This is a genomic window from Edaphobacter dinghuensis (assembly GCF_014640335.1).
Lineage (GTDB): Bacteria > Acidobacteriota > Terriglobia > Terriglobales > Acidobacteriaceae > Edaphobacter > Edaphobacter dinghuensis.
Window position 1 is genome coordinate 577,081 of the sequence record NZ_BMGT01000003.1, and the last position, 17,464, is coordinate 594,544.

Here is a 17,464-nt window from a genome sequence, read left to right on the forward strand (position 1 = left end):
CATACTAGTTAGTCAGACTACGTTGCAACAAATAGGTTTAACCGGCAAGCTGGAAGGCAACATTGACGACGCCCTCCCAATCCACTGGCCGGCCGGATGCATCGGTGGCTGGAGAAAAGCGGGTGCCTTCTACAGCGCGGACCGCTGATTGGCCCAGTCCATACCCGAGATCACGGGTAACGCCCAGCACCTGTACGGCTCCCGAAGCAGAGACGCGAAGGCGAACCGAGACGGTGCCCTCGATGTGCTCCTTGATCGCCTCAGCGGTGTACTGCGGGCGAGGCTTATACAACACCTTCGGCGCAGATCCGGAGCGAGCATAGGTGGGAGTAGAGGATGGTCCAGCAGGAGGCGGAGCAACTCGGCCAAGATTGACCGGGGTGCCTGCTTCACGGCTGCGTGAGTTCATGGGGCCGTTGCTACCGGCGACGCCGAGACGGACGCCACGGACGGCACGGGCTGCATTGTCGCGCCCGTTCATATCCTGGCTGCCGGGGGAGCCGGAGCCGAGCGTGACGGCTCTAGCAACCGGACCCGCTCCCGAGTTAGACGCGGGCATACCGGGTATGCCTCTCTGCCCAAGATTGACCGAGCTGACGGCAGGCCGATTGGAGGGGGCAATCGGGTTGTCAGGCCGCCCTAAAGCTACCGGTGAGGGGTGGGGAGAGTTGTTCACGACCGCGGCCGCCTGAGCTCGGCCTAGGTGGACGACCTTAGGCGCGGGTGGCGGCTGAATGCGCTTGGGAGGTGCAGGAACCACGACCGGGGCAGGATGCGTCATCCGAACCACGGGGATCTTTGGTTCAGGCTCCTTGACCTCAGGCATCTTGATCTTGGGGGGCTGAGGCTTCACCACAGGAGGCTTCGGCATCGGCGGCGTCTGGATGATCTTTGGGGGAGGCGGCGGCTTGAGCGGCAGCGGCTCGATCAGCGTGACGACCTTTTTTTCGGGAGGAGCAATCGTATTGTGAACTGCGGCGCCGATGATAATGATGATGATTGCAATGACGACGTTAATCGCAATCGAACTGAAGAGCGAACCTCTGCTCTGGGTGCCGTCATTCAGGATGCCAAAATGTTTGAACTGGATACTCTGCGGTGCTGGGTCGTCGCTGCGAAGCGGCTTTACCATAAAAATCCTTCGAAATGCCCCATAATCGAGACGGAGGATGAACCGATCCCGGCGACACAACCAGAACCGAGGAAAACGGGAGGAAAAAGCTCCGCACATTGCTGACGGAGGACCGTCGAGTGATCGAACTTTGCCGACCTGCTCGATAAAACTTTTATTGCTTTGGAGATAGTTGCCTATCGCCGTTTAGTTTTCTATATAGACAGACGAGAAAAGAAGAAGAAAAGGTTGTAGCAGGCGCCGTGCTTTGGGGAGTAACTTCTGTTTCTTTTGCCGGCACTCTGCTGGTTTCTTACTGCAAGTATAGTGCCGGAACGCTATGTGATTGACACTGGTACTTTTGTGGTATCCAGATAGAGAATAAATTGCAGGGTTAATGGGAGATTTTTTCATGAAGATTTTGGTAACTGGCGGAGCGGGATACATCGGCGGCACGGTAACGCGTCTGTTGTTGGCAAAGGGACACTCGGTGACCGTGTTCGATAACCTTTGCCACAGCAAGAGATCCGCAGTAGCGGAGGGGGCGGAGTTTATTCTTGGCGACCTGGCGGACCGTCCATTGGTGGAAAAAACGCTGAGCGAGGGCCGTTTTGACGGCGTCATGCACTTTGCTGCCCTGATTGAGGCAGGCGAGAGCATGAAGAAGCCGGAGATCTACTTCCGCAATAACACGGCCTCGACGCTCACTCTGTTGGAGTCGATGCTGGCGACCGGGCACGACAAACTGGTCTTCAGCTCTACGGCAGCGTGCTATGGAGAGCCCGAGTCGACGCCAATCCTCGAAGACGCAAAACTGCAGCCGACCAATGCCTATGGAGAGAGCAAACTCCTTGTAGAACATATGCTTAGGTGGATGAACCTTATTCATGGGTTTAGGTATGCCAGCCTGCGCTACTTCAACGTCGCCGGGGCTATCGAGGGCTATGGAGAGGCGCATGAGCCGGAGTCGCACTTGATTCCGCTGATTCTGGATGTGGCTCTGGGGCGGCGGGAGAACATCAAGATATTTGGCCGGGATTATCCGACCAAGGATGGCACCTGCGTTCGCGACTATATTCACGTGCGCGATCTGGCTGAAGCGCATCTGCTTGCATTGCAAGCGCTTAGTCACGAGAGCCGACTAATCTACAACATCGGCAACGGGCAGGGCTTTACCGTACTCGAGGTGATCGAATCGGTGCGGCGTGTGACTGGGAAGCAGATTACGGTCGAGGAGCACGAGCGCCGTGCGGGTGATCCCGCAGTGCTGGTGGCCAGCTCCGAGAAGATCAAGAAAGAGTTGGGCTGGAAGCCGGAGTTTGCCGAGCTGGACAAGATTATCGCCAGCGCATGGGAGTGGCACCAGAAACGCTATGCGTGATCAGCGGTCTTTGCGCTAGGTCGCAGCAGTAGAACAGCGTTAATGAAAAAGGAGCTTTTCTGTGATCGAGAGTATGTTTGCCCTTCATCTGCCGATTCTGGAGAAGCTGCTGCGGCCTATGATCGTCTACCTCTTCCTGATCGGGTTTCTTCGCCTGTTCGGGAAGAGGGAGTTGGCTCAGTTGAATCCGTTCGATCTGGTGGTGTTGCTGAGCCTGTCGAACACGGTGCAGAACGCGATGATCGGAGATGACAACTCCGTGACCGGTGGCATCATCGGAGCGTTTGCGCTGTTGGCGATCAACTGGGCGCTGACGCTCTTCCTGTTCAGAAGTCCGAAGCTGGATCAAATCGTCGAAGGCTCTGCGACGGTGCTGATCCATCACGGCGTGGCAGACGAGGCGGCGATGAAGAAAGAGGCATTGACTCACCTCGAGCTAAAGTCCGTGATCCATAAGCAGGGGTTCGACGACTATTCCGAGGTGGAGAAGTGCGTCCTTGAGCCGAACGGCACGTTTTATGTGGAGGGTGTGACGCCCAGCTCTGACGAAGCTGAGCGGGCGGAGATTCTGGCGCTGGTGCGGACGCTTTCGACCGAGGTACGAGAGTTGAAGGTGTTGCTGGCGGCGAGAGGATAGGCCGTTGCCACTCGGTTTGCGAAGCAGCGTCCTGCGGGAATAGCATCGTTGCAAGGGGAATGGAGTCTCCCAAAACCGCCCGACAGGGCTGATGACTCCTGCCAGTTCAATACGCTCGTCACGGCGGGCATACTTACGAGGGCAGGATGTCGACCTATCTCTGGATCACATTAGGCAGTGCACTGGGTGGGGTAGCGCGTTATGCGCTGACGCGGCTAACTCTCGACAGCAGTTCGAGTTTTCCGTGGGGAACGATCCTCATCAACGTGATTGGCTGTTTCGTCATCGGCTTCTTCGGCACGTTGACCTTTCCCGGTAGCCGGTTCGAGGTTCCTGAGAACATCCGCTTGTTTGTGATGATCGGACTGTGCGGAGGTTTCACCACCTTCTCTTCCTTTAGCCTGCAGACCTTCGACCTGATAAGGACGGGAGAGTTGAGCCGGGCACTGGCCAACGTTGTGATGTCTGTTGTGCTTTGCCTGGGTTCGGTGGCGTTAGGACACATGGTCGCGCACCGTGGCAATGCGATCTTTGCTGTCGCCGCTAACCAGGAAGAAGAGTACACCGGCTGATCGACATGGCCGCTGTGTGGCAAGCTCATTTGACGTCGACCGAACGGTCTCCTTCGTAGTGCATGATGTGGTAATAGCCCTCCCATCCATTCCATAGAAGGGGTTGTGGCAGCGGAGTTGATGGATCTTCGAGGAACTTCGCGAAGGTCTCGACGATCTCGCGTGTTCTGGGAACGCCCGTCAGCCAGTCTCCGTGATACCAGTTCTTCCATTTGCCGTATTCTGCGTCAGATTCGGCGCGGTGAATGTTGTCCAGTGCGGCGAGGGCCTCTTCTGCTTCCTGATGGGCTTTGGCGGAATCTCCGCGTTCGGCATCCTGAATGGATTTGGAGATGAGAAACAGTGTTCGATTACTCTCGCGATTGATCGCGATCATGGCCAGCACCTCGGCTCGATAGAAGGGAAGCCGAGACGGCGCGACCAGTGGCTCGGCGGCGACTGCCTGCTTCCAGACGGCATCCCATCGTGGCTGCGCGTCACCGCACTGCTGAATCTCTTTTGCCGTGGTGCTGTTGAGCCACTCTTTTTCTGACGCGCGATCTGGCGCTCCGACGATCCTCGGCTGCTCCCACTTGGGCGCCTGGCTGGGGATGGAGTAGAGCGGCGAGTCGATCATGTAGGTCAGCATCATGCGCCGGGATTCGGTGTGGTAAAGCTGGTCGCCATACTCGTGGGGCGGCGTGCCGAAGTGTGCGGGAGCCTGGAAGTATGCCTCGTAGACCTTGGCGATGGCTGGAGCGGCCTTGGCTCCGAACTCCTCGGTTGCCCATTGGCGATAGAAGTCATCGGCGGTGTGATCGCTATTGGCGGGAAGGCCCTCCCATGCGATGTCCATCACTCGTTTTGTGGTCATGGAGACCGGGCGAATGTCGCTGGTGTTGAGTAAGAGGTAGGCCGTGGCTTTGGCCTTGATGTAGCGGCCCAGCTCGGAGTCGATGCGGCTTACCGGAACCATCTCCGTAAGCTGGTTGGAGCGGTCGTTCATCATGGCGACGTGATAGTAAGCGCCCTGACCGGCGGCGACGCTGCCGTTGTCCTGCATATAGCCATAGCCGGTGTCGGCCCAGACCAGCGTGACCTCAGGCGGAATGGTGAGGTCGCCCTGTTTGACCAGCTTTGCACCCTCCTGCCACAGGTCGGTGACAAACTTCGCATCGGGGTGAGCCGCACGCACGATGCGCATCTGGTCGTTGATGGCTTTGCCGATCAAAGCTCCAAGGGCCTTGTCGTTGCCGCGAACGCTGGGGTCCATCGAGTCGTAGCTCACGTCAGACAGGCCGCGCAGGCCGACCGACCAGAGAATCTCCTGATGCGCAGGGTAAGTTGCGACCGCATCTTTCCACGCACGCTCGAGAATCTCCGGATGCGTGGTGTAGTTGTAGGGCACATCCTTCGGCCAACGAGCTACGTTGAGCCCTAGAGGAATCGCATGATGCTGATTCATGATGAGTCCGCGCTTTGCCGCCAGAGCAATCTGCGGATCGTCAGGAAAGATCCACGTGCCGGGAACGACCATATTTCCTTTGAGGCGAAGAATGGTCTCGTAGACTTTGTTCCACACTGCGAGCGAGATGCCGGTCTTGTCCTTCTTCTCTCCTGGGGCCCATCCCGTCAGCAGATCTTCGTCGTTGAGAAAGAAGCCGCGATACTTGAAGACCGGAGCAGGGAAGGACTCGTTCAGCGATCCCGGAAGTTCAATATGTGTTCGTCGTGCCGGCTCGTGATCGGTCCAGTAATACATGGGATCGACACCGAGATACTCCTGCGAGAACTGGTAGATCGCATAGATGGTGCCGCGCATATCCGCACCGGCAAGCAGCACAACCGTTGTTGGAGTCTTCGCATTCCAATCAGCCTTGTGAACGGAGATAGAGAAGGATTCGGGAGCGGTCAACTCGCTGGGCCTCATCGCTTCGGGAAGCTGGGATTGCTCACCGATCATGATCGTCACTGGGCCTGCATCCTGCTGGCGAGCGACGATCTTCGGTTTCGATCCAAGTACTTTTTCAAAGTCAGAGACGATGTCCTGAGTCGCCTGCTGAATCGGCGCAGGCTCGTTGGGATCGAGAAGAATAGTGACTGTGGGGCGGATGACGATTGAGCCTGCCTTGCTCGAAGGGGAGGACTGCGCTGCGGCAGATGTTCCAAAGGCGACAGCTACGGCAACAAATAGCGCAACCATTCCATAAGCGCAACGGCGACGCTTGTTTCTATCTGACATCTTGTGCAACACCTCAATCAGTAAATCTCGGGACAAAGCGAAATTCTATCGAGATAGCGTTTCCACCTGTTTTTTAATCGGAAGATTAAAAAATATTTCTCAACTCGGCCGATAAGAAAAGCCGATTGACCCCTCATCGGTCGATTGATAATCTACAAACACAACCATGGGTGATGGAGTTCGCCCTAACCGCCTGCGCGGCCTGCGCAAGCTGATGACTCCTACGACATCGTAGGAGGTCCTTTGCAGAAAAATCCCTTGCTGAAGAATCGTGTGGTCTGGTCTGGAAACGAGCAGGCGCATATCCTCGTCGATCTGCTGCGCTGGTTGGTGATTGCTTCGATCGCCGGAGTATTGGCAGGCTCTGCCTCTGCGCTGCTGCTGGCTTCGCTGGAGTGGGTGACCGCGGTGCGTGAGAGCCATAAGTGGATCATTGCACTGCTGCCGCTCGCAGGTCTCTTTGTCGGCTGCCTCTACAAATATCTCGGTACTTCGGTTGAGGCGGGCAACAATCTCATCCTCGACGAGATTCATGACCCCAAGGCAGTGCTGCCGCTGCGAATGACTCCGCTCATCCTGCTGGGGACTGTGATCACGCATCTGTTCGGCGGCTCGGCTGGGCGCGAAGGAACTGCGATTCAAACCGGAGCTTCGCTGGCCGACCAGTTGACGCGACCTCTCGGGTTGAACGCAAGAGACCGCCGCATTCTGCTGATGGCAGGTATCAGCGGCGGTTTCGGCTCGGTGTTTGGAACTCCCCTGGCAGGCGCGATCTTTGGTCTTGAGGTGCTGGCAATTGGTCGCATCGGTTATGACGGTATCTTTCCCTGCTTTGTCGGCGCGTTTGTCGGCGACTTCATCACGCGAGCCTGGGGCATTCACCATACGATCTATCGCGTGACCTCGGTGCCGAAGCTTACCTTTGCAGGATTTCTCTCCGCCATTGCAGCGGGAGCAGCGTTTGGCCTGGTCGGCATGGGCTTTGCCAAGACCACGCACGCGATTGGACATTGGGCCAAGAAGAAGATTGCGTGGGCACCGATGCGGCCTTTCACTGGCGGCGTCATCGTTGCGGTCGCGGTCTTCGCCATCGGCACCACGAAGTACATCGGCCTCGGGATACCGACGATTGTCGCGGCGTTTGCAACGCATCTGCCACCTTACGACTTTGCCGCCAAGTTTCTATTCACCGCGGTGACGCTTGGGTTTGGTTTCAAAGGCGGCGAGGTCACGCCTTTGTTCTACATCGGAGCCACGCTGGGCAACACATTGGCCTGGCTGCTGCCGCTGCCGCCAACGCTGCTGGCAGGAATGGGATTTGTTGCAGTCTTTGCCGGAGCAGCCAACACTCCGATTGCCTCATCGCTGATGGCCGTGGAGCTCTTCGGCGCCGAGGCTGGTGCCTATGCAGCAATCGCCTGCGTGGTGAGCTATTTGTTTTCGGGCCACGCCGGTATCTACCACTCACAGCGCGTCGGCCACAGCAAACATGTAAAGACCAAAGACGAAGAAGGCTTGTCGCTCGCAGGCGTAGCCAAAGACCGTGTGGGGCGGGTAGCCGGCCCAACGGTAGAGATAGGCGCCAACTCTAAATCTTCCCAGTCATAAAACGTGTTAGCTCTTGCCTAACTGCGCTAAGATGGCTCGATGAAACGTAGAGAGGTGTTGCGATATCTGGGCGCTGGTGTGACGGTGCTTCATCCTGGGGTGCGAGTGTTTGCAGAACTGGCAAGCAGCTCCGAGGAAGCCGGCAAGAGCGCGGGCATTTTTTTGAATCAGCTTGGTTATTCTCCTTTTGGCGCAAAGCAGGCAACGGTTCGCTTGTCCGATACAACCCAACGGGAGTTTCAAGTTCGCTCCGTCACTCAGGATGCCGTCGTCTTCAAGGGAAGATTAGGGCAGCCTTTCAGCGATGCAGCGTCGGGCGATCAGACGAGCGTGGCCGACTTTTCGGCATTACGGGCAACGGGTGAGTATGAGCTTCAGGTGGGTAATCTGCCCGGCGATCCATTTCAGATTGCAACGCAACCCTATGCTGGAGCTTTACGGAAGGCGATGCGAGGGTTTTACGGACAGCGTTGCGGTTGTGCTGTCGATCTCGGCGGAGGGTATAAACACCCGGTATGCCACGTCGCGAGCGCTTATCACGCGACCTCGGGCAAGAGCGGCTCGCTAACAAATCACGGTGGATGGCACGATGCCGGTGACTATGGCCGCTATGTGGTGAACTCAGGAATCTCGACCGGCACATTGCTTTGGGCATGGGAGCTTTATCCGCAGGCGCTGCGGCGTCTTTCGTTGGATATCCCTGAGAGCGGCGGCAAGTTGCCGGACTATCTTGCCGAGGTACGGTGGAACCTGGAGTGGATGCTTTCTTTACAGGACACCGATGGCGGCGTCTGGCACAAGCAGACGAGCGAGCACTTCTGCGACTTCATCATGCCGCAGGATGATTCGTTGACCAGCTATATCATCGGCACGGGAGAGGTGCCTTACAAGAGCACATGCGCGACTGGTGATCTAGCCGCCGTTATGGCGATTGCGGCGCGCTGCTATGGTTCCTACGACGCTGCATTTGCGCAGCGGTGTCTCGCCGCAGCACGTAAGGGGTGGGCGTGGGCGGTAGCGCATCCCAACGTGACCTTCAGAAATCCGCCGTCGATCTCGACCGGAGCTTATGGAGATGAACATTGCGGCGATGAGATGTTGTGGGCATCGGCGGAACTTTGGCGTACGACCGGAGAGCCACAGTACGAGAAGGCTTTTCTCTCTGCAATGCCTGCGAACGGCGCAACGCTGACGATCACAGAGCCGGACTGGGGCAATGTGGCTTCGATGGCTTACTGGACGTATGTGCTGGCCGAACGACGTGGCGATCCCGGCGCGAAAGAACGCATTCGTGAGGCGACACTACGTGCAGCGAGCCTGTTGATGGAGCGCAACCGGAAGAACGGCTATGGCAATACGCTTGCGCTGACGGACTACATCTGGGGATCGAACGCCGTGGCAGGAAATCAGTCGCTGCTGTTGTCGATTGCAGATCATCTTCAGGCTGACCAAGCGGCGCGAGAGACGGCGCTGAACAACCTGCACTATATTCTTGGGCGCAACTGCTTTGGGGTGTCGTGGGTGACGCAGGTTGGAATGCGTCCGTTTCAGCATCCTCATCATCGATCCAGCGCGGCGGATGGAATCGCTGCTCCATGGCCGGGTTTGCTCTCGGGCGGACCCAATGCCGGTGGTGGTGACGCCGTAGCGAACCAGATGAAGAAGCAGCCGCCAATGCGTATGTGGCTCGACGACCAGCGGGCGTATTCGTTGAACGAGATCGCGATCAACTGGAATGCACCGCTGGTTTTTTTGCTGGCAGCCGCGAACGCATAGCGGTTGCGGCGTACTGGGACGAGGCAATCCTCTACAATCGAGCGTGTGAGGGACATGACCAGCTATGAGCATAATTCGTCCGCGCAGGAACAAATTCTTAACGTTGAGGATGTGTCTTCTGACTGCTAGCACTATTGCATTGAGTTCCGCCGTCGCGCCTGCCTTTGCTGCAGGCGCGGAGTTTGGACCGTCGAACCCGTTTTATGCGGCGAGCACGCTGCCATTTCAGGCGCCGCCCTTCGACAAGATTAAGGACAGCGACTACCAGCCCGCAATCGAGGCTGGCATGGCGCAGCAACTCGTCGAGATGAAGGTCATTGCCGATAATCCCGCCGCGCCGACGTTCGAGAACACGCTGGTGGCGATGGAAAAGTCAGGCCAGTTGTTTGATCGCGTGATGATGGTCTTCAACGGTGTCACTGGCGCGAACATGGACCCCGAGTTGCAGAAGGTACAGGACATCGAAGCGCCGAAGCTGGCTGCGCACGACGATGCCATCTATCTGGACTCGAAGCTCTTTCATCGCGTCGAGACGATCTATAAGGAGCGTGAATCGCTCAAGCTCGATCCTGAGTCGTTGAAGCTGGTGGACTTTTACTACAAGAAGTTTGTGCACTCCGGCGCGAACCTCTCCGATGACGACAAGGCAAAGCTCAAAAAGCTGAACGAAGAAGAGTCGACGCTCTCGAATGCCTTTATCACCAAGCTGCTGGCGGCTACTAAGGATGCAGCTTATGTGACGACGGACAAGGCTGCGCTGGCGGGGATGAGTGATGCGCAGATTGCGGGAGTGGCCGAAGCTGCGAAGGAGCGCAAGAAGGAAGGCTGGGTGCTTCCGCTGCAGAACACGACGCAGCAACCGGACATGGTCTCGTTGAGCAATCGCGATACACGTAAGGCGCTGTTCGAGGACTCGTGGACACGCGCCGAACGGGGCAACGCAGACGACACGCGCGCAACCATCGCCCGATTAGCACAGGTGCGTGCCGAGAAGGCGAAGCTGCTGGGTTACCCCAACTTTGCAGCGTGGACTCTGGAAAACCAGATGGCCAAAACGCCCGAGGCAGCGCTGAAGTTTATGGATGACCTTGTTCCAGCGGCATCGGCGAAGGCTGCGGCTGAAGCGAAGGATATTCAGGCGGTCATCGACGCGCAGAAGGGCGGCTTTACGCTGGAGCCGTGGGACTGGGAGTTCTATTCGGAGCAGGTGCGCAAGGCCAAATATGATCTCGATGAAGCGCAGGTCAAGCCGTACTTCGAGCTGAACAATGTGCTGCAGAATGGCGTGTTCTATGCCGCGAATCAGCTCTATGGTCTGACGTTCAAGGAGCGCAAGGACATTCCGGTCTACAACCCGGACGTGCGCGTCTTCGAGGTCTTCGATGCGAACGGAAAACCGCTGGCGTTGTTCTACTGCGACTACTTCAAGCGCGACAACAAGAACGGCGGCGCGTGGATGGATGTCTTCATGGGGCAGTCGAAGCTGCTGGGCACGCTGCCGGTGGTCTATAACGTCGCCAACTTCTCCAAGCCCGCACCGGGCGAGCCTGCGCTGCTCAGCTTTACCGATGTGACGACGATGTTCCACGAGTTCGGCCACGCACTGCATGGGATGTTTGCCGATACCGAGTATCCGAGCCTCTCGGGAACCTCGGTGGCACGTGACTTCGTGGAGTTCCCCTCGCAGTTCAATGAGCACTGGGCAAGCTATCCGTCGGTCTTCAAGCACTATGCCAAAAACTACAAGACGGGCGAGCCCATGCCGGACGAACTGGCTGCAAAGATCAAGAAGGCAGCGACGTTCAATCAGGGATATCAGTTGACGGAACTGCTGGCCGCGGCCGAACTCGACATGCAATGGCACACGCTGCCTGCCGATGCTCCTTTACAGGATCCCGATGTATTTGAAAAAGAGGCGCTCAAGAAAACTCATCTCGACATCAGCTATGTGCCTCCGCGTTATCGCTCCAGCTACTTCATGCATATCTGGGGCAACGGTTATGCGGCTGGCTACTATGCGTATCTTTGGACCGAGATGCTGGACGATGATGCGTACCAGTGGTTCGAGGATAACGGCGGCCTGACCCGTGCCAACGGCGACCGCTTCCGCCGCATGATTCTTTCGCGCGGTAATACTGAGGATCTTGCAAAGATGTATGCAACGTGGCTGGGCAAGCAGCCGAATGTCGAGCCGATGTTGAAAGATCGAGGGCTGGAGCCTTCGGGCAAATAACGCTGGAGAGATGCGAAAACTGTCAGCCTTTTTTATTCTGCTGGGCTGACAGCTTCTCCATGACTTTGCGGTAGCGCTCCGGCGGGGCAGGGAGCTGCGAGTCGCGCAGCGCGGCACGATAACCGCCCATGTAGATGGAGTACATGACGGCCAGCGCGCAGCCGACTCCGAAGGCGAAGCCCAGAAAAAAACCGATTGAGGCTGTCCAGGAAAAGGGCATGATTTGAAGTCTATCGCGTATCGGTTTGCCCATGGTGCGATGGATGCTATACCTTTTTTCGATAGGGAATATGGAGGTTTTTGCGTGGCATCGTCTGCTGAACATACGAATCTGGATTCGAGCTTAAGAGAAAACCGGGTATTTGCGCCGCCTGCGGAGTTTGCGGCCAAGGCCCATGTAAAGAGTCTGGAGCAGTATGAAGCGATGTATCGTCGCAGTGTCGAGCAGCCGGAGAAGTTTTGGGCAGAGGCCGCGTCGGAGCTGGAGTGGTTTGCTCCGTGGAACAAGGTTCTCGACGGCGAAGGCAAAGATACGAAGTGGTTTGTCGGCGGCAAGCTGAATCTTTCGCACAACTGCGTCGACCGTCACGCAAAGGGCGCGCGCAAGGACAAGATTGCTCTCCTGTGGGAGAGCGAGCCCGGCGAAGTGCGGCGGCTGACTTACGGCGATCTGCACGAGCAGGTGCAGCGGTTTGCGAATGTATTGAAGGGGCTGGGCGTCAAGCGCGGCGATCGCGTCGCCATCTACATGGGCATGTGTCCCGAGCTTGCGATTGCGCTGCTCGGTTGCGCGCGCATCGGCGCAATTCATTCGGTGATCTTCGGTGGCTTCGCTGCCCACGCAATTGTGGATCGTGTCAATGACTCTGAGTGCGTTGCCGTTATAACCCAGGACACGAGCTATCGGCGTGGCGGCGAAGTGAAGTTGAAGGCGATTGTCGATGAGGCGCTGGAGAAGTGTCCTTCCGTTAAGAACGTCGTGGTGTATCGACGCTCGGGCTCCGAGATCAGGATGAAGGAAGGCCGCGACATCTGGTGGGATGAGGCAATGTTGCAGGCAGAGAAAGAATGCGCGCCGGAGTGGATGGACGCGGAAGACCCCCTCTATCTGCTGTACACGTCGGGCACGACGGGCAAGCCCAAGGGGCTGGTGCATACGACCGGCGGCTACTCCGTGCAGACATACCTGACCAGCAAGTATGTCTTCGACCTGCGTGAGGAAGATGTCTACTGGTGCACGGCGGACATTGGCTGGGTGACCGGGCACAGCTATGTCGTCTATGGGCCGCTGCAGTGCGGCGCGACGGTGATGATGTACGAGGGCGCCCCGAACTGGCCGGAGTGCGACCGTTTCTGGAAGATTATCGACGATCATAAGGTGACCGTCTTTTACACGGCACCGACGGCGATCCGCGCATTTACAAAGTGGGGTAACGAGTGGGTTCATAAGCACTCGCTCGCTTCGCTGCGACTGCTGGGAACGGTGGGCGAGCCGATCAATCCTGAGTCGTGGATGTGGTATCACCGCGAGATCGGCAAGGAGCGCTGCCCCATTGTGGATACATGGTGGCAGACCGAGACCGGCGCCATCATGATCGCGCCGATTCCGGGAGCCGTGCCAGCGAAACCGGGTTCGGCGACTCGGCCATTCTTCGGAATTGTTCCTGAAGTAGTTACAAGATCAGGCGAGCCAGTTCCCGACGGACAGGGCGGCCTGTTGGTAATCCGCAAGCCCTGGCCTTCGATGGCACGCACGATCTATGGCGATCCGAAGCGGTATGAAGAGGCCTACTGGAGCGAGATTCCGGGCAGTTACTTCACCGGCGACGGCGCACGGCGCGATACGGATGGCTACTTCTGGTTGATGGGGCGCGTCGATGACGTGATCAACGTCAGCGGCCACAGGCTGGGAACGATGGAGGTCGAGTCGGCGCTCGTAGCCCATGCAAAGGTGGCTGAAGCTGCTGTCGTAGGCCGTCCCGATGAGATGAAGGGACAGGCAATCGCTGCGTTCGTCACGCTTGAGTCCGGCTACGTAGCCAGCGAGGAGCTGCGACAGGAGCTGCGGCAGTGGGTTGCCAAGGAGATTGGTGCGCTGGCGCGGCCTGACGATCTGCGGTTCACCGACGCTCTGCCGAAGACGCGCAGCGGCAAGATCATGCGGCGACTGCTGCGAGAGTTGGCTGCAACTGGTGAGGTAAAGGGCGATACGACGACGCTCGAAGACTTTGCTGTGATTGCGAAGCTGCGCGAAGGGGAGGAGTGAGAGAGCTCTCTCCGTGTTGCCTAAGAAAAGTCTTAGAGAAGATTATTCGCCGGGCGTGTAGGCAGCGTGAAGTGAAAGGTAGTGCCTCGGATCGGATTGCTGGTGGCCCAGATACGGCCTCCATGCTGGGTTACGATGCTGCGACAGATCGCCAGTCCGAGGCCGGTGCCGCCGAGCGCACGCGAGTCGGACGCATCCACCTGGTGGAAGCGCTCAAAGATCGTCTCCAGTTTGTCGGCAGGAACGCCGCGCCCCTGATCGCTGACTTCGATGATGGCTTCGTTCTCGTCGAGATTGCGAGCGCTCAGGTGAATTGCGCCGCCCGGAAATGAAAATTTAATGGCGTTCGAGATAAGGTTATTGAAGGTCTGAAGGATGCGGTCCGGATCCGCCCAGACATTCACACCGCTTGCATCGAACGTGATCAGGATCTCGGGCTTTGAAATCTCCGCCTGTTGGATACCGGCAGCGCGCCGCATCAGGTCCTCGACATCACACATCACTCGCTGTAATGCATCTTTGCCGCTGCCGATGCGCTCGAGATCGAGGATGTCGTTGACCAGACGGATAAGGCGGTCGGAGTTGTTGATGGCGATGTCGAGCATCTGCCGCGCCTTCCCGGGCCGTTCGGAGAGCACTTCGCTATGCAGCAGTCCGAGTGCTCCACGAATGGAGGTGAGTGGTGTTCGCAGCTCGTGCGAGACCGTGGACACGAACTCGTCTTTCATGCGGTTCAGCGCCTGTCGCTCGGTGGTGTCGGTGAAGGCGACGACGACGCCGATGGCCTTGACCTTGCCGTGGTCGAGCATCTGCGAATCGAGTTGGGGGCGAGCGACGTAGTCGACAGGGAAGCTGGTGCCGTCCTTGCGCCAGAAGACCTCGTCGGAGACGCGCACCGTATCGAAGAGGGAGAGACTTTTGCGGATGGGCGACTCTTCTTTGGGATAGGGCGTGCCGTCGGCGCGAGTGTGATGGATCAGCTCGTGCATCCTGCGGCCCAAGATCTCGTTTTGCCGGTAGCCCAGCATCTGGGCGGCAGCAGGATTGACGATGGTCACTCTGCCTTCGAGATCGAGGCCGTAGATGCCGTCTCCCACCGACTCCAGAATGGAGTCCGACTGGTTGGTGAGATTGCGGAGTCGGCCTTCGACCCTTATCTGTTCGGTGATGTCGACCCCGAAGCCGAGAACGTAGGGTGCGCGCCCCGGCGAAAGAATGAGTTTGTTGCGGTAGGCGACGACCCGGGTCTCGCCGTCAGTGTGGGCGAGATGAAGAAGCCCCTGTGCCTCACCTGTCTGTGCAATCAGGTCGAGATAGTCCTTGAGCAGAGGCTTACCCTCGGGAACGATGAACTCTTCGAGCGAATGGCCGATCATGGCAGCCACCGTTCGCCCAATGGTATCGGCGCCGTGGGAGTTGACTGAGAGAAGAACGCCGCGCAGGTCGTGAGTACAGACCATACCAAGCGAGCCTTCGACGAGCAGGCGATAGCGGGATTCGCTCTCGCGCAGCGTGGCCTCGGCGACTCGCTGTGTGGTGACATCAATACCGGTGGCAATGATGAAGGTGATCTGTCCCTGGGCATCGCGCAGCGCGGTGGCCGTCCAGGCAATGCGGCGCAGACTGCCGTCGCGATGCAGCCACTGGTTTTCGTAGGCGGCGGGAAGCTCGCCCGAGCGTAGCCGCTCGAAGTTTTCAATCGCCTCGGGAATCTCCTGCCGCGGAATGAGCTTGTCCCAGGGATAGCGCCCGACCAGCGTGGTGAAGTCATAGCCGGAGGCGGTCTCGCAGGCGCGGTTGAAGCGGACGATGCGGCCCGCGGGATCGAAGACCGCGACCAGCGCACCTACCGTATCGAGTACTGCCGAGACGAAGTTACGCTCAACCGTCAGCGCCGATTCGACGCGTTGGCGGTAGCGTGCGGCACGATCAATCTGGCGAATCCTGCTGCTAAGCTCGAGTCGGGTGATGACCTGCCGCCCGAGGATGCTCAGGGCCGAGGCCTGCTCCGGCGAGAGTGCGCGGACAGGGGAGTCGAGAATAAACAGCGCTCCGATATTGACGCCGCCGGGCGTAATCAGGGGAACCCCTGCATAGAAGCAATAGTGTCGGCCTTCGAGCAGGATGCCTTCAGGGGTATAGTTGGGGTCGAGTCGCGCGTCTCGGATCTCGTAGAGAGTGTCACCTAAAATGGTCGTCTCGCAGGGCAGACTGCCCAGGGCGACATCCAGTGCGTTTATCCCGAAACGAGACTTCAGCCAGATGCGTTCGCTGCCGATGAGTGAGATTGCCGCCACCGGTGCGTCGCACACCTGGGCCGCCAGCCCGGTGATGTCATCGAGGATGGGATCCGGCGCAGAGTTAAGGGCCTCATATTGATTGAGAGCCTCGATGCGCAGGACTTCGTCTTTGACATGGAGAGCATTCATCTAGCCTCTCGATGGTAGGGGATGCCATAAGTGCTGACACTGCTACTTTTGGGGTAGCAATGCAAGCTACGGTTTCGGTAATGTGCAGCACTCGCCTGCTGCGGGAGGCTCATCGGCACTCGCGTCCAGGGCCACCTTCCAGCTTCCATCCGCCACCTTTTTCCACATGGTGATGTATCGTCCGGAGATGACAACGGGCTGGCCATTTTTGTCCTTGGAGTGGCCCTCGTAGTGTCCCCAGGTGAAGCCCATGTCGTTCGACGGACCCATCTGTGCGCCCTGCGGTTGCCAGGTGAGTTGATAGGTCTTGGGGTCCCATTGCGCTTGTGCTGCAATGGCGGCGCGACCCATCACAGCGGGTCGGCCATTGTTGAGCGTGACTGCATCATCGGCGAACCAACTGGCGAACGCCTTACCGCCGCCCTCTGCGACCGCCTTCTGAAACTTGCCGTCAAGCTCCAACAAGAGTAAGACACCGGGGGAGAGTGTGGGCTGCACGAGCGGGCTGATGATAGTGGCCGATGGCTTGGACAATGGATCGAAGCCTGGAGTCGCAGCATCGGGGCCAGTCTGGGCTTTAAGAGGAAGTGCGACAGCTGCACACAGAACAAAAACAATTCCAGAGATCGATAGGCGCTGCATAGAAATTATGCTACCAGCCGATGAAGAAGTCGGCGGATGATTGCGGACAGGTAAATGTCGAACTGCCAAGGATTAAGGTTGGCAGCAGATATTCTCATCTTGGGCAGAGCTTATAGAAGTACAAAGGCAGGCCGGACTTCAGCGCTGCCCTTGTATCTTTGACTTGGCATTCACGGCTTTGAGTGCGCGAACAAGAGGCTTACCGGATTACATGGCCGGCGGGTGGTGAGGATCGATGTGGCTGGTATCCCCGTCATGGGCAGACTTCTGGCCCTTGTTTCCGGAAGGGTTGACCGAGTCACGCAACTCTTTCGACGGCTTGAAGAAAGGGACGCGCTTTGCCGGAACCTCGACCTTCTCGCCGGTCTTCGGATTGCGTCCGGTACGGGCGTTGCGTTGGCGGGTGCGAAAGCTACCGAAGCCACGAATCTCGATCTTATCGCCGGATTTGAGTGCGCCGATGACGGCCTCGAAGAGGGTATCGACGATGACCTCTCCATCGCGGCGGGTGAGGTCGCCAAGGGCGGTCACTTTGTCTACGAGGTCTGCTTTGGTCATGAGCGGGTTCCTTTCGTACTGGGAGGGCCT

The 17,464-nt window shown here is 58.1% G+C and carries 13 protein-coding genes and 2 riboswitches; of the genes, 7 read left to right on the forward strand and 6 right to left on the reverse strand.

Annotated elements, in window-relative coordinates; translation table 11 throughout:
- Positions 1-37: 37 nt before the first annotated feature.
- Positions 38-1,132: an energy transducer TonB gene (locus tag IEW09_RS14380; RefSeq protein ID WP_188554888.1), complete on the reverse strand. Its 1,095-nt coding sequence runs from the start codon at positions 1,130-1,132 to the stop codon at positions 38-40.
- Between the two features lie 391 nt (positions 1,133-1,523).
- Here IEW09_RS14380 and galE point away from each other — a divergent pair, with 391 nt between their 5' ends.
- The 3 genes from galE (at position 1,524) to crcB (ending at position 3,701) form a co-directional block, all read left to right on the forward strand.
- Positions 1,524-2,492: a UDP-glucose 4-epimerase GalE gene (gene galE, locus IEW09_RS14385; RefSeq protein ID WP_188554889.1), complete on the forward strand. Its 969-nt coding sequence runs from the start codon at positions 1,524-1,526 to the stop codon at positions 2,490-2,492.
- 61 nt (positions 2,493-2,553) lie between these two features.
- Positions 2,554-3,129 carry a DUF421 domain-containing protein gene (locus IEW09_RS14390; protein WP_188554890.1) on the forward strand — a complete coding sequence of 192 codons (576 nt, stop codon included), beginning with the start codon at positions 2,554-2,556 and terminating at the stop codon, positions 3,127-3,129.
- 46 nt (positions 3,130-3,175) lie between these two features.
- A riboswitch (Fluoride riboswitch) is annotated at positions 3,176-3,237 on the forward strand.
- A 38-nt stretch (positions 3,238-3,275) separates the two neighbouring features.
- A complete protein-coding gene (gene crcB / locus IEW09_RS14395; RefSeq protein WP_188554891.1) occupies positions 3,276-3,701 on the forward strand; it encodes a fluoride efflux transporter CrcB in 426 nt (141 codons plus the stop codon).
- 25 nt (positions 3,702-3,726) lie between these two features.
- Here the strand turns inward: crcB and IEW09_RS14400 are convergent, their stop codons facing one another.
- Entirely contained in the window at positions 3,727-5,922 is a 2,196-nt protein-coding gene (locus tag IEW09_RS14400; RefSeq protein ID WP_188554892.1) for a glycosyl hydrolase 115 family protein, read from the reverse strand.
- A gap of 160 nt (positions 5,923-6,082) precedes the next feature.
- Positions 6,083-6,153: riboswitch (Fluoride riboswitch) on the forward strand.
- Between the two features lie 12 nt (positions 6,154-6,165).
- On the opposite strand from IEW09_RS14400, the gene IEW09_RS14405 reads away from it, so the two are divergent.
- From IEW09_RS14405 to dcp, 3 genes are all read left to right on the forward strand, one after another.
- Positions 6,166-7,530, forward strand: a complete 1,365-nt coding sequence (locus tag IEW09_RS14405) for a chloride channel protein (protein WP_229739330.1) — start codon at positions 6,166-6,168, stop codon at positions 7,528-7,530.
- Positions 7,531-7,569: 39 nt separating this feature from the next.
- Entirely contained in the window at positions 7,570-9,306 is a 1,737-nt protein-coding gene (locus IEW09_RS14410) for a glycoside hydrolase family 9 protein (protein ID WP_188554893.1), read from the forward strand.
- Positions 9,307-9,415: 109 nt separating this feature from the next.
- Positions 9,416-11,539 carry a peptidyl-dipeptidase Dcp gene (gene dcp, locus IEW09_RS14415; protein WP_229739331.1) on the forward strand — a complete coding sequence of 708 codons (2,124 nt, stop codon included), beginning with the start codon at positions 9,416-9,418 and terminating at the stop codon, positions 11,537-11,539.
- 22 nt (positions 11,540-11,561) lie between these two features.
- Here dcp and IEW09_RS14420 read toward each other — a convergent pair whose 3' ends face one another.
- Positions 11,562-11,759 (reverse strand): hypothetical protein, encoded by a 198-nt coding sequence (locus IEW09_RS14420; protein ID WP_188554895.1) that lies wholly within the window; start codon positions 11,757-11,759, stop codon positions 11,562-11,564.
- An 84-nt stretch (positions 11,760-11,843) separates the two neighbouring features.
- On the opposite strand from IEW09_RS14420, the gene acs reads away from it, so the two are divergent.
- Entirely contained in the window at positions 11,844-13,805 is a 1,962-nt protein-coding gene (acs, locus tag IEW09_RS14425; protein WP_229739332.1) for an acetate--CoA ligase, read from the forward strand.
- A 32-nt stretch (positions 13,806-13,837) separates the two neighbouring features.
- On the opposite strand, the gene IEW09_RS14430 is transcribed toward acs, so the two are convergent.
- The 3 genes from IEW09_RS14430 to IEW09_RS14440 all read right to left on the reverse strand — a co-directional run bounded on the left by IEW09_RS14430 (position 13,838) and on the right by IEW09_RS14440 (position 17,434).
- Positions 13,838-16,234: a PAS domain S-box protein gene (locus tag IEW09_RS14430; protein ID WP_188554896.1), complete on the reverse strand. Its 2,397-nt coding sequence runs from the start codon at positions 16,232-16,234 to the stop codon at positions 13,838-13,840.
- 66 nt (positions 16,235-16,300) lie between these two features.
- A complete protein-coding gene (locus tag IEW09_RS14435; RefSeq protein WP_188554897.1) occupies positions 16,301-16,876 on the reverse strand; it encodes a YybH family protein in 576 nt (191 codons plus the stop codon).
- Positions 16,877-17,083: 207 nt separating this feature from the next.
- Positions 17,084-17,434: an HU family DNA-binding protein gene (locus IEW09_RS14440; RefSeq protein WP_188554898.1), complete on the reverse strand. Its 351-nt coding sequence runs from the start codon at positions 17,432-17,434 to the stop codon at positions 17,084-17,086.
- Between the last annotated feature and the right edge of the window lie 30 nt (positions 17,435-17,464).